The organism is Larkinella fluvii, assembly GCF_051857545.1.
Lineage (GTDB): Bacteria > Bacteroidota > Bacteroidia > Cytophagales > Spirosomataceae > Larkinella.
Genome location: NZ_JBPZHB010000009.1, coordinates 490,301 through 504,226, shown reverse-complemented (window position 1 = coordinate 504,226; position 13,926 = coordinate 490,301). Strand labels below are relative to the sequence as shown.

General features: G+C 50.8%; 10 protein-coding genes. 4 read left to right on the top strand and 6 right to left on the bottom strand.

Features of this window, described 5'->3' with window-relative positions:
- The first annotated feature begins 22 nt into the window (after positions 1-22).
- From ACS5NO_RS25325 to ACS5NO_RS25310, 4 genes are all read left to right on the top strand, one after another.
- On the top strand, positions 23-1,198 hold the full coding sequence (locus tag ACS5NO_RS25325) for a sugar transferase (RefSeq protein ID WP_439417708.1): 1,176 nt from the start codon (positions 23-25) through the stop codon (positions 1,196-1,198).
- Positions 1,177-2,130: a glycosyltransferase family 2 protein gene (locus ACS5NO_RS25320; protein WP_439417707.1), complete on the top strand. Its 954-nt coding sequence runs from the start codon at positions 1,177-1,179 to the stop codon at positions 2,128-2,130. Before ACS5NO_RS25325 ends, ACS5NO_RS25320 begins: the two co-directional genes overlap by 22 nt.
- A 9-nt stretch (positions 2,131-2,139) precedes the next feature.
- Entirely contained in the window at positions 2,140-3,351 is a 1,212-nt protein-coding gene (locus ACS5NO_RS25315; protein ID WP_439417706.1) for a glycosyltransferase family 2 protein, read from the top strand.
- 628 nt (positions 3,352-3,979) lie between these two features.
- Positions 3,980-7,801 (top strand): carbohydrate-binding protein, encoded by a 3,822-nt coding sequence (locus tag ACS5NO_RS25310; RefSeq protein WP_439417705.1) that lies wholly within the window; start codon positions 3,980-3,982, stop codon positions 7,799-7,801.
- A gap of 188 nt (positions 7,802-7,989) precedes the next feature.
- Here ACS5NO_RS25310 and ACS5NO_RS25305 read toward each other — a convergent pair whose 3' ends face one another.
- The 6 genes from ACS5NO_RS25305 to ACS5NO_RS25280 all read right to left on the bottom strand — a co-directional run bounded on the left by ACS5NO_RS25305 (position 7,990) and on the right by ACS5NO_RS25280 (position 13,909).
- Positions 7,990-8,766, bottom strand: coding sequence for a glycosyltransferase (locus ACS5NO_RS25305; protein ID WP_439417704.1), 777 nt, complete (start codon positions 8,764-8,766; stop codon positions 7,990-7,992).
- Positions 8,767-8,816: 50 nt separating this feature from the next.
- Positions 8,817-9,602, bottom strand: a complete 786-nt coding sequence (locus ACS5NO_RS25300; protein ID WP_439417703.1) for a glycosyltransferase — start codon at positions 9,600-9,602, stop codon at positions 8,817-8,819.
- Positions 9,603-9,653: 51 nt separating this feature from the next.
- Positions 9,654-10,904 (bottom strand): T9SS type B sorting domain-containing protein, encoded by a 1,251-nt coding sequence (locus tag ACS5NO_RS25295; RefSeq protein ID WP_439417702.1) that lies wholly within the window; start codon positions 10,902-10,904, stop codon positions 9,654-9,656.
- Between the two features lie 72 nt (positions 10,905-10,976).
- The gene (locus ACS5NO_RS25290) at positions 10,977-11,882 is read right to left on the bottom strand and encodes a glycosyltransferase family 2 protein (RefSeq protein WP_439417701.1); all 906 of its coding nucleotides are present in this window, start codon (positions 11,880-11,882) and stop codon (positions 10,977-10,979) included.
- Between the two features lie 24 nt (positions 11,883-11,906).
- A complete protein-coding gene (locus tag ACS5NO_RS25285) occupies positions 11,907-12,743 on the bottom strand; it encodes a PKD domain-containing protein (protein ID WP_439417700.1) in 837 nt (278 codons plus the stop codon).
- A 41-nt stretch (positions 12,744-12,784) separates the two neighbouring features.
- Positions 12,785-13,909: an acyltransferase family protein gene (locus ACS5NO_RS25280; RefSeq protein ID WP_439417699.1), complete on the bottom strand. Its 1,125-nt coding sequence runs from the start codon at positions 13,907-13,909 to the stop codon at positions 12,785-12,787.
- Between the last annotated feature and the right edge of the window lie 17 nt (positions 13,910-13,926).

Genomic DNA, 13,926 nt, shown 5'->3' with positions numbered 1-13,926 from the left:
TTCTTTTTAGCCCTCCCTTTGTATGCTGACGGTTTTAGCGAACGGAACAACGTTTCGGGTTTTATACGTCGAGGACGATCCCCAGATGGCCGCCGATTTTAGTCAGGCATTTGGGGAGACGGCATCCATTACGGTGGTATCCAGCCTGGAGCAGGCCCTTTTTTTTCTGGAGGCCGAACCGGCTGTCGATTTGGTGGTTTTCAACGACCGGCTGAACAGCACCTCGTTCCTGAATGCAATTAAGGCCAAACCGCGTTCCGGAAAACTCTCCACCATTTTGCTAACGGGCGATTCCCCAACTCCCATCGATCTGACAGTCGAACCGTTTCGGGGGCGCGTCATCGATGTGTTCCACTACGGTTATTCCGAAGCGGCTTTTCAGACCCGGTTATCGTATCTGGTTCTGAAAAAACAGTATGCCGAAACCGGCGGAAATGCCCACAAGCCCGTTCAGGTTCGGATGCCAATCGGCAAACGGATCTTCGACATCGTGCTGTCGTTTTTCCTACTGTTGATGATTTCGCCATTGCTGCTGGTGGTCGCCATTCTGGTAAAACTAGACTCCAAAGGCCCCATTTTCTACGGTTCGAAGCGGGTCGGAATGGGGTATAAGGTGTTCAATATGTACAAGTTCCGAACCATGCGCACGGATGCCGACCAGATGCTGGCGAGCATGGCTTCCAAAAACATGTACAATGTCGCGAAAGTGGAAGAGGCAACGGATCAGCTTTGTGACACTTGCCAACTGGCCGGAACCGGGTGCCAGCAGCCGCTTTTTTTGGACGATAAGCAGGTTTGCGAAAAAGTCCATTTCCGGGCCGAAAAAGCCAAGGCCATGTTTTCGAAGTTCAAGGAAGACCCCCGCGTGACGCGGCTTGGCAAGGTGCTGCGCAACACGAGCATCGACGAACTGCCGCAGTTTTACAACATTCTCCGGGGAGATATGTCGTTTGTCGGTAACCGGCCGCTGCCGCCCTACGAAGCCGAAAAGCTGACGGCTGCGGGCTATGCCCGGCGGTTTGCGGCTCCGGCCGGTTTAACGGGACTCTGGCAGGTGACCAAACGCGGAGGAGCGGCCGTTTCGGATCAGGAACGCATCCAGCTCGACGTGCTTTACGCCAAAAAATACTCGTTCAAAACGGACCTGATGATTGTAATACGAACCCTGAAGGCGGTATGGCAAAAGGAGAACGTGTAGCCAGCGTGCCGCTGATTTCGCTGATTACGATCAACTACAACCAGGCCGCGGTGACCTGCGAGCTGCTGGAATCGACCCGACGGTTAAAATACCCCCGCTTTGAAATTATTGTGGTAGACAACGCTTCTACCGAAGATCCCACCGAGCGCATCCGGCAGGGAAATTATCCGAACGTGAAGGTCGTGGTTAGCCCCGAAAACCTCGGTTTTTCGGGCGGTAACAACCTCGGGATGCAACACGCCAAAGGTGATTATTTCTTTTTTCTGAACAACGACACGGAGGTGACGCCAGACTTACTCGATCAGTTGCTGGCGCCATTCCAAACCGATCCAAAGATTGGCATTACGTGCCCCAAAATCCGTTTTTTTGACCATCCAACGATTATTCAATACGCAGGCTATTATCCGCTAAACCGCTATACCGGCCGTACCTGGTCCATCGGGCTGGGTGAAACCGACCGCGGGCAACACGATCGATCCGGGCCAACGGCTTTTGCCCACGGTGCCGCCATGATGGTGAGCCGCCGGGCCGTGGAGAAGGGGGGCGCAATGGACGAATCGTTCTTTCTGTATTACGAAGAACTGGACTGGTCGATGCAAATTCAGCGGGCCGGTTTCCAGATCTACTACCAGGCTTCGGCCCTTATTTACCACAAGGAATCGATTAGTGTTGGCAAAACCAATCCGCTGAAGGTGTACTACCACACGCGAAACCGGCTGCTGTTTATGCGCAGAAACGTGAGCGGTTTTCCCCTGTTTTTTTTCTGTGTCTACTATTTCAGCTTTGCTCTCACCAAAGCGGCTTTTCTCTACGCCATCAGGCGGCAGAAAAACTACCTCATCGCGCTGAAAAACGCGGTTCTCTGGCATTTCAGCAACAAAATTCACCAACCGGCCAAAGACGTTCTGCCGCGCGTAGTGGCGACTACTTAACGAATCACTATGGATATTTTTCTGGTTGTCTGCGCAGGACTCGTGGTGTATACGTACGTCGGATACGGAATTTTGGTTTGGCTTCTGGTAAAAATCCGGGGACGCAGGCCGGCTTTGAAAACCGATGCGGTTTTTGCACCCGATGTCACGCTGATCGTGCCAGCCTACAACGAACTGTCGTGTCTGCCCGACAAGGTGGCGAACTCCTTTGCGCAGCACTATCCCGCCGATAGGCTTCATTTTCTGTTCGTTACAGAAGGATCGACCGACGGTTCTGCGGACTTCCTGCGCTCGAAATACGGCAACCGGGTGGCGATCATGGAAGGCACGGAACGCCGGGGCAAGGTGGCCGCCATGAACCGCGCCATGTTGCAGGTGAAAACCCCGCTGGCCATTTTTACGGATGCCAACACCATTCTGAACCCGGAGGCCGTGCAGAATCTGGTCCGCCATTTTCGGGATCCGAAGGTGGGAGCGGTGGCTGGTGAAAAACGAATTTTGACGAACGACAGCGAGTCGGCGGCTGGTTCGGGGGAAGGACTTTACTGGAAATACGAATCGTTCCTGAAGCGTCTGGACTCCGATTTGCACACCATCGTCGGTGCGGCCGGTGAGCTGTTTGCGGTGCGGACGGACTTGTATGAGCCGGTTGAAACCGACACCATTCTAGATGATTTCATCATTTCGCTCCGAATTGCCGGACAGGGCTACCGCGTTGCCTATGAGCCGGATGCCTACGCGATGGAGCGTCCGTCGTTTTCGATTGTGGATGAGCAGAAACGGAAAATCCGGATTGCAGCCGGCGGTTTTCAGTCCATTGTCCGGCTGACCTATTTACTGAATATTTTTCGCTACGGCTGGCTGACCTTCGAGTATGTGTCGCACCGGGCGATGCGCTGGGCCGTGGCGCCCCTGTGTTTGCCCCTGATTTTTCTGGCCAACGCCTGGCTGGCGATTCGGGAACTGGGGATTGCTCCGTCGGGACAGTATGGCTGGACGGTTTTGTTCGTGCTTCAATGTATTTTCTATGTGGCTGCCTGGGTCGGTTACCGGCTCGAAAAAAAGAATCTACGCTGGAAATTGCTCTTTGTCCCGTTTTATTTCACATTCATGAATGTCTGTGCGCTGGCCGGTTTGGTCCGGTATTTAAAAGGAAATCAATCGGGCACTTGGGAGAAGGTTCGCCGGGCCGGTGAAGTTGAGCGTACGTATGGGTTATAATCTGTAAAAACTGTTGTTAAGTAGGTATAAAAATCCGGTAATCAAGATCTGATTGCTGGCTTTTTAAAGTATAAAAATTCCAATAGGGTGTATTTTGCTTTAATTGGTTTTTAAGTAGATCGTCAATTTACGCTTCTTCGGGCAACCTTGACTCCGCATTAATACTTACCTTTCGGTTTGTAAAAGGAAATGCGCCGGGGATTATTCTGACTGCCCCTCATTCTTCATAAAAAGGCTTAAGATACCTCCTTTCCTTCTTTTTAAAATTTCCTGCTGCTGCACCTAATTCTGTTTGGTTTTTTTTTTGAGCACCAAAAAAAATCTGAAAAATGTAAAAAATAGTTGAAAGAATTTGCAAAAATAATTTCCTATTTCTGTGATTTTATTTTTAGAATCCGAAGGGATATTATTCTTGTTATTTAAATCAACTACTTAAAATTTGCAAAAATATTTTCATGTCTGATAATCGTGCAGACTGTTTTCATGATGAAAATCATTGAACTATATTGCTGATTCTGAGGTATATTTGATTGAAAGTGTTAGATTAAATAGTTGTTTTTCTATTCTAAATCAGCTTTCATTCTGTCAAACTTTATATTTCATAACACGTCCATTTAAGCAAGTAACTATGAAAAAAACTGTACTGACGCTTCTCTGTTTCATCACATCAATTGTACTTTTTGCGCAGGCGGAAGAACGCATCCGGTTTGTGTCTGTGACGCCGAGTGAAGAAACGGGTCAGGATTATTCACCCTGGCTAAACGACAACACCGACAGTTTGGTGGCGCAGGCCTGGACGAACAACTTCAAGTGGGTGGATGTGACACTGAAACTGGAAAAGAAAGCCCTCATCAGCCGCCTGTCTTTCTTCGACGCGGAAGGGGTGTTTTCCGACAAACCGGCCTCGATTTATGCCGTGAACGGCACCGAGAAAATTCTGCTCGGTACTTTTGAGGGACCCACCTATATGACCTGGATCGACATGCCGCTGGCTCAGGCGGTTTTTGCTGAGGCCATTGTTATTCATAAATACAGCAACAACATTCCGCAAAAGATCAAGGCGTTTGGCCAGCCCATCACGACTTTATCCGCTTTTACGCCCGTTCCGGGTCGGGTGGAAGCCGAGAGCTTTGCGGGAATGAACGGTATTCAAACCGAAAATACGGCCGATACGGGCGGTGGACAGAATGTGGGCTGGATCGACGACAACGATTGGATGGACTACCACGTCAAGGTGGCATCCGCCGGTGTATACACCCTTAAATTCCGGATTGCCAACGGGTGGGGAAACGGCCAGATTGAACTGAAGACCTTCAATGGCACGGTGTTGACGACGCTCAGTGTTCCGCAAACCGGGGGCTTGCAGGCCTGGCAAACCATTTCGACAACGGCTTATCTAAACGCGGGAGAACAGATTCTGCGGTTGAAGGCTGTGGCCGGTAACTGGAATTTTAACTGGTTTCAGGTCGAGGGCGCAACCGCATTACCTGGCAAAATTGAAGCGGAAACGTATTCCGGCATGAACGGTATTCAAACCGAAACAACGTCTGATGCGGGTGGTGGACTGAATGTGGGACGCATCGACGACAACGACTGGCTTGACTATAACGTCAATGTGGCGTCGGCTGGCCCCTACGCCTTTCATTTCCGTGTTGCGAAACAATATGGTGATGGCAAAATTGAAGTGAGAACTGCTTCTGGAACGGTATTGACCACAGTAGACATCCCGTATACCGGCGGCTGGCAAAGTTTTTCGACGGTGAGCGGCACCGCTACCTTACCCGCCGGAAACCAGATTTTACGCATTTACGCCGTGAAGGGCGACTGGAATTTTAATTGGGTCGATGTGCAGACAACCGCACCCGTGGCGGTGCCGTCGGTGATCACCTTTGCCGCTTTGTCGGACAAAACCGTCGGCGACGCGCCGTTCAATCTAACGGCCAGCAGCAACAACACCGAAACCGCCATTACCTTCGCTTCGTCCAATTCGGCGGTGGTTTCCGTTTCCAATTCAACCGGTTCCTGGAAAGCGACCGTGACCGGCGCGGGGACGGCAACGATTACGGCTTCTCAAACCAGCAATGCGAACTTCATTGCGGCCAGCAACGTGACGAGAACTCTCGTGGTTCAGCCTGCTCCAACGACGCCCCCAACCTCTTCCACCGCCGTTAAAATTCCGATTGAGGCCAAGCGCTGGTACCAGCTCAACAACGTCAATAATGGCCTGGAAGGGTTGTTTGATGGCGTGACGAACGTGGATGTCAACACGGGGTATGGCAAGGTCCTCAGCAACTTCGATGCCTATTATCCGCTGCAACCCGGAGAAACCATGACCATCGAAAGCATCAAGTTTTTTGATGGCTCCGGCATGATGACCGATAATCCGATGACGCTGTCTGTCATTACTGATCAGTGGCAGATCATCCCGATTGCGACCTTTACGGGGCAGGAATACAACGGTTGGGTGGGGCCGTATCCGACCCGGCCAACGACCGGTGACGCCAAATTCAGGCTGGATGTGCCCATCAGCAATGCCCGGTATCTGGTACTGAATGCGTGGTGGGGCTATCCGACCGAAATGGAATTGTATGGCAGCTATACGCCGACCACGGTTCCGGTAACACCGATTCCGCAGAAGTCCATTCAGTTGAAAAGTATGTTCGGTGCCAACGCCTTCGAGTGGGATTTTGAAGATGGGCGCAACCCGGACATCATCGACGAGACGAAAATGAAAGCCGTCAAAACCTTCCGGGGCATTCGGCATTACATGGATTGGGAGAAACTGGAAGCCAACGAAGGCAAGTTTACCTACAACCCGACCCACAGCGGAGGCTGGAACTACGACGCCATTTATGAACGCTGCAAAGCCGAAGGCATCGAGGTGCTGGCCTGTCTGAAAACCCTGCCGGGCTGGATGCTGGCGACCTATCCGGAGGACCAGCGGGATTCGGAAAATGTGCCGCTGCGTTTCGGTAGTGATTTTACCAACCCGGCTTCGTACATCGATCAGGCCAAAGTCGCGTTTCAGTACATGGCCCGGTATGGCTCCAACCCGAACGTAAACCCGGCGCTGGTCAGTGTGAACAGCACCCCGCGCTGGACCGGCGATCCCGTCAATACGGTGAAAATCGGGTTGGGATTGATCAAGTACATCGAGTGCGACAACGAACGCGACAAATGGTGGAAAGGCCGCAAAGGGTACCAGACTGCCCGCGAATATGCAGCCAACCTGTCGGCTTTCTACGATGGTCACAAAAACACCATGGGACCGGGCGTTGGGGTCAAAAACGCCGATCCGAACGTGAAAGTGGTGATTGGTGGGATGGCTTCGGCCTATGCCGGCCCCGACTACCTGCTGGGCATGATCGACTGGTGCAAGCAATACCGGGGCTACAAACCCGATGGCACCGTCAACCTGTGCTGGGATGTGATCAACTACCATTTGTATCCCGACAATTCCAATTCGTCACAAAGCGGAACCTCTTCGCGGGGCGCGGCTCCGGAGATTTCTTCGGCGGTGAATGTGGTACAAAAATTTGTGGAAGCGGCTCACAAGTATGCGTATGATATGCCGGTTTGGGTCACCGAAACGGGGTATGATGCCAACCAGGGCAGTCCGCTGAAAGCCATTCCGATCGGCAACAAAAACGAATACCAGACCCAGGCCGACTGGATTTTGCGGACGGCGTTGTTCTACGCCCGGTCGGGGGTGGAGCGGGTTTTCTTCTACCAGATGTACGATGATAACTTCCTGAATCCAACGCAGTTTGGTTCTTCCGGTCTGATCAACCAGGACTTCACGCGCAAACCGGCTGCTGACTTTATTTTCCAGGCCAACAAGCTGTTGGGGGAGTATACCTACAAACAGACGATCAGCACCAATCCGATTGTCGACCGGTATGAATTCCAGGGCAAATCGGCCTACGTGCTGGTAGTGCCGGATGAAGTGGGCCGGACGGCGTCGTATACACTGGATCTTGGAACGGCGGGGCATGCCAAAGTCTACACGCCCCAAATGGGACGGGACACGGCTGACGTTCAGACAATTCCTACAGTTGCCGGTAAGGTGACGTTAACGGTGACGGAAACCCCGATTTTCGTGATTGCTTCCGATCAGGCGGTGACGTCGGCCACGTCGACCACCGCAACGGCCCGGCTGGGTTCGGCAGAATTGACAGACCAGTCGCTGAACCAATCGGTTCGGGTATATCCCAATCCGTCCGTCGATTTTGTTACGGTCGATGTGGCCAATGAAAACGCCGGACCCGTCGAAATCAACGTGTTCAGCGGCAGCATGGGAACCCTGCACAAGCAGGTGAACGGGGTGAAATCGTCGGGTGGTTATTCGCGCGAAATCAACGTGTCGACCCTGCCTGTGGGGATGTACATTCTCGAGATCAAACAGGGCAACGAGCGGACCTTTCGGAAAGTGTTGAAAGCGGATAAATAGGGCGGTTCTGTGGGAGAAGAGCAGATTTAGTCGTTCATTTCCTGTTCATAACCAGAGTGCTCAGCGGTACCGGAGTCATCCGGTACCGCTTCTTTTTTAGGAAGGGGCCGGAATGGATTTCGGAGAACTGTTGAAACGAAAAAAGCCGCTGGTGAAGCGGCCGGTTGGTTCATTGGAGTGAATAGCAGTCAGGAAAACAGCAGATCGTAATTGTACTTGACCTGGCGATACAGGGCGCGCCCCCAGACGACGAAGAAATTGGTATTCTCGTGTTTCCAGTTGCTGCGCGTAACCGTGCTGGGTTCATCGTCGGAGTTCTTCTGTTCGAACATGGCGTTAAAATCCGTCAGAAAAACGCCTTTTCCTTTGTTTTTGATAAACGAAAGGCACATTCGGTACTCGGTTTTATCGGACTTGATGCCTTCCACATACCGGCCGAATTTATCCAGAAACGAGCTGCGTCGCAGGTGCGGATGGTCGCTGTAGTAGTAGATTTTTGTATAGTTGGTATACCACGGTTTGTAGTGCATGTGGGAAAAACCGTTTTTGAAAGGCGTCAGATACGGATACGGATAATAGGCGTAGAACCGGACAATGTCCAGATCCTTGTCCTGATTCATCATCGCCAGAGCGTCCTTGAAATAGGCCGCAAAGGTGGGCTTGGGAATAAAATCCTCCTGAACATACAGCGTATACGGCGTCTTGACAGCTTCCTGCCCTTTGTTGATGTTGTTGGCCAGCCCTTTATTCTGCGGAGTGGTGATGAGCCGAAACGTATACTGTTTTTTTAGGTCGCGAATGGCCTGTAAATGCTCTTTTTTACTGCCATCGTCGGAAACTACAATGTCATCAAACGAACAGTTTAACGCTTTAAATGTACGCAATAAACGCTCCAGCGAACCGCTGCGGTTGTAATGCGTGATCAATAGCGTGACGTCTGAAAAGTGCGTTGAGTGGGAATCCATAGGCTCAGTATTTACGGTGGGTAACTCGATTCGGTGTGGAAGAAAACGGTTCACTCTTTCAACAGGGCTAATTCGAACGTATTTTTAAGAAGCCGGTATTTTAAATACCACCAGCGGGCGAAAAGCAGGAACGGGTTGGTGCTTTCCCGCCAGCTTGCGCGGTAAAATGTGCTCGGTTCGCTGGCCGAATTTTTCTGATCGAATACTGTCGTAAATTCGTTAAAAAAAAGCCCTTTTCCTTTTTTCTGAATCACGGAAAGACACATCTGGAATTCGGTGACATTGACATCTTTTCCTTCCACATACCGACCGAATTTCTGAAGGAAATTACTCCGTCTTAAATGCGGGTGATCGCTGTACAGATAAAATTTCAGGTGATTGGCATACCAGGGGCCGGGTTTGTAAACCATGCGTGAAAAGCCTTTGCCATACGGTTCGAGATAGGGGTAGGAAAAGTAGGCGTAAAACCGGACGAGGTCGAGGTCTTTCTCCTGATTCATGATGTCCAGCGCGTCCTTGAAGTGGGTTGCAAACGCGGCTTTTGGCACAAAATCTTCCTGAACATACAGCGTATACGGCGTTTTGACGGCATCCTGCCCCTTGTTGATGTTGTTGCCCAGTCCCCGGTTTTTCGGCGTGGTAACGAGCTGAAAATCGTACCGCTTCGTCAACTCGGTGAGGGCCTTGACGTGTTCCGGCTTGCTGCCGTCGTCCGAAACCACCACACCGTCGAAGGAACAGTTCAGGTCTTGGAAGGCCTTTAATAAACGCTCCAGCGAACCGCTGCGGTTGTAATGAGTGACCAGTAGGGTTACGCCCGGAAAGTGATTTTCCATAGTTTTAAAGTGATTTAAATCGATGCGATCAGCGTCTATAAAAACCGGATTTCAGCGCAATAGCAGTACCTGACCGGTTTTTATAGACGCGCTGGTTTTCTGGTTGGGTTCAACCGACTGATACGTTATTTTCCAGGGATAAACGCCTTCCATACATGGTTTTTCCTGGTACATTCCGTCCCATCGGGGTCCGTTGGTGTCGGTTTTAAAAATGACACTGCCCCACCGGTTAAAAATTTCTAATTCAAACGATACGTTGTCTTCGTGGTAAATAACCAGGACATCATTAATTCCATCCTGATTGGGTGTAAAGGAATCGGGTACATAAATTTTAGGACCCCGACATTCCGACGCCCGAATCGGTGTAATGCTTAACGCATTGGACACGGTTTTGCAGGACGTATTCTGCTCCGTTATCGCATTCGGAAATTGCGTACACACCAGGCGGTAATACCGTTTGTCGGCGTACGTAACCGGAATCACATATGTTGAACCCGTTGCGTTGGGAATCGCTTCCCACCTCACACTATCCCTGCTTTCCTGCCATTGATACACCGGTTTGTCATAACCGGGGCCCAGCGACGAGGTCACCAACTGCGTTGTATTCGCGCAAACATCCAGGTTTGAACCGGCGTTGCCGCTGTGGGCAATCCGGAGCAGCGGGTGGCAGGGCCGAAACTGAATATCGTCCAGTGCCAGGTCGTTGCCGCAACCGCCCGGCCCGTTGTTGATCAGCTTCACCACCACCGTATTGCCATCCGCCGGCATCGTAAACAAAATCGAATACCGGATCCAGGTGGGCGTCATGGATCGCCCGATGGCCCCCGTGTTGATCACCTGAATGCTGCTGCCGTCGGCCCGTTCAATTTTCATGGTGATATTCGGGTCCAGCGGTACCGGCTCAATCGGATTGCAGCCATTAGCCCGGATAGGATTCATCAAATTCAGAACCCAAACCGAAAATTCGTACGTAATGCCCTGACACAGACCCGGAACCGGCTGACTGTAAAACTCACCGGCTTCATAAGACGCATTCACAATGGCCATCACCCCATTGTTGTCATCCGGCGTATGATCTTCTTCAACCGTGTGCCAGGTCGAACCGTAGCAGTGGGTCGAATTCGCCAGGATGTATTCACCGTCACCCGGACAGCGGTCGGCTACAAATTGATACGTCGTTTTGCCCGCTTCCAGGGGCGTGACCACGCTGCGGCCGAACGTCTCGTTGATAATGGCCTCCCCTAAAACGCCGTTGCAGGACTGCGCAAAACCGGTTGTCAGAAAGCCCGTACCCAAGAGCATCATCAGGATGGTTTTACGAAATAGCATCTGTCCTGCCGCCATCCGATCAGTAACCATAAAACGGAATTCGGATCAGGACGGTGTGGTACCGGACGCAGAAAAGGGCAGTCTCAAATCGCGGAGAGCCTGCCGGACGCGGGTCGTAAAGGCTTTGGTGAGGCTGCCGTCGGCGATCAGCCGCCGGTCGCTCGTCCAGACCCGCGCATTCGGATCGGTAACCCGAACCGTACGACCTTTTCCCTGCTGTTGCAACGACAGCGACATCCAGCCGTCTTCGCACTTCCCGGAGGGCGGGGGTTTGATCCCGGCGGCCACCAATTCGGCCACCGAGCCTTCGCGGCCGCTATCCAGCGCAAAACCGCCCACCGCCAGGGCATCGGCCCGGCGAAAGGCAAAGTTGAACCCGTAGACATTCATGAACACCTTGTCGCGGTTTCGAATGTTGTTGACGAGCTGCGCCGTTTTTTCGTAGCCCCACAAGGCCAGCCGCGACGATTTCTGACTCGGCAAAAACGAATACAGCCCGTAGGTACAGGCAATGTCCGGATTGTGCAGAGGGGCCGTAATGGCCTCCGCCCAGCCCGAGGGATACAGACAATCCGCATCGGCATTGGCCATATAGGTTCCCCGGGCCGCTTCCAAACCGGCCTGCCGGGCAAACGCCACACCGGGCCGGCGTTCGATAATGGAACGAACCCCGCACTTGTCGAGCAATTCCTGCGTACGGTCGGATGAGTTGTTGTTGACCACCAGCAGTTCTGCCGAATGGGAAAGTTTCTGATCGGCCAGCGACGATAGCGTGTGCAATAAGTTAGCCTCTTCGTTGTAAGCCGGAATGACGATGGAAATCTCCGGTTTATCGACGGTATACTGGGCCAGCCGGGAGCGTAACTCCTTGAGTTGTCCCGAAGTAACACTTTCCGGATAATAAACAAATGAATGTTTAGAAAGCCAGTCTGGTAAAAGTAGATTGCTCACGGGCTTACAGGTTGAAGTTCTGACTTATTGAGCTAACAATTTCATGCGGCACTCGCCATTTTTAACCGTAATCACACCCGACCACGAACGGCTTTTCGACTGGGCATAAAAGCTGTAGTTTCCGTCGGTATTCTGGAACGTAACATTGCCATCCAAACCGCAGGATGTGGGGACTCCGGAGGTCTGAACGGTGTTGATAACGCCCTGCATGGCGTTCGCTACGTACACTTCAATGTCCGAGCCGTCGCCCCGGCCATTGGTGTAGAACATCACACTGCCTGAGGTCGGTATTCCGGTGATGGAAACGCTTTTGGAAACCTCATCGGTGCTGTTTCCATTCTTGGCAATTAACCGCGCGGAATAAATGCCGTTGGCTTTAAATTCGATGGTCGGATTGGCATCGGTCGAGGCCTGTCCGTCGCCAAATTCCCATTGGTAACGGTCGGCATTCACGGATTTATTGGTGAACTGGATGCGACTCGCCGAGCCACTAACCGGGGCAAAGTCAAAACCGGCCGTTACGTATTTTACCAAACCACCGATCTCGATGCTATTGGAAACCTGGTCTTCTCCAACGTCATTTTTGGCCGTCAGCACAATCGTATAGGTGCCGTCGGTTTTGTATTCGATTTCCGGCGCTTCATCCGTCGAAGCACGCCCATCGCCAAATAGCCACTGATAACGTTTGGCATTGAGCGACTTGTTGGTCAGCTTTATTTTTCCCGGCGATCCGGTTACTTTTTCAACCGAAAAATCAGCAACGGGTTGGGGCGTAATTGTGGGCTGACAACTGATCGTAACGAAGACGAGGGTGATCAGATACACAACGGAGTTGATGATAGAATGCGACTTTATTTTCATGAATACTTCTTTTTGACTTCCCTTTTTCTGAACACTTTCCGTTAACTTATTTTTGAAACCACCTTCTTTTTTCCAAACGAAACGGCCTTGATGCCTTTGTTGAAACGCATTTCAATGTGGTGATAGGTCCATTGTGACACGATATAGATCAGGTAATAATTTAAGAAAACCAGATAGACATAGGCCGAAGGAGGAAGCTTGAGCAGACGGATAAAAATCACATTGAACAGACTCAATAACAGCGTATGGGTCATGTAAATGGAATAGCTGTACGTTCCAATGTTTTTTAAGACGTTCGATTTTTTTAATAAAGCCGAAAGGAGGCCCCGTTCGAATGAAAAGGTCAAAATGGCAATGAAAAAAATCAGTTCATAAACGAATCCGATTGCTTTTAATTCTTTTCCAAAATAAATCATGGTGGCCAGAACCAGCATCGACAGGATTTCAACTATTGAAAAGAATCCTGATTTTAGGGTAACCAATACCGGATAAAACCGATTGAAAACGTAGTAGCACAACGAACCGGTAAAAAAACCGATGACCCCTCTTAAAAAACCGTAGTCGAAGCTATAATTGATTTCATACCGACCCGTTATTACAACCAGAATAAAGAGTGCTATGATCGGCAATAAACCAAAAAAAAGGTATTTCAGCGCTTGCAATCCGGTTTTGAACAGCATCACCAACACGGCACCAAAAAGCAGGTAAGAAACCATTTCTGCACTGATCGACCAGCTTGGAATGTTCCAGCTCACGTCGTGGACACCTGGCATTTTAACCGAATTCAGCAGGAAAAGGGAGGTGAAAAAGGTAAAGACGTTATTGCTTTCATTAAAAGGCTGATTGATGTGGATATAGCTTGAAAAGTAGAGCTTGATATTCTCGATAATGACGAAACAGAACAGTAAAATAAAATGCAATGGATAGATTCGAAGCAAGCGCTTTTTGATAAAGGTTCCGAACTCGGATCCGGTCGCCATCGTGGGATAACTATACGTAATGACAAAACCGCTTAATACAAAAAAGAAATCGACAAACATGTCCGAGTTATCAACAAAAGGATTGTTGAGTAAGGGTGTGTCGGCAAAAGGTGATGCATGAAACAAGACCACCATCGAAGCAAAAATGCCCCGGAATATATCGAGAACCTGGAATCGATGTTTCATGAATGGATTCTGGTCTG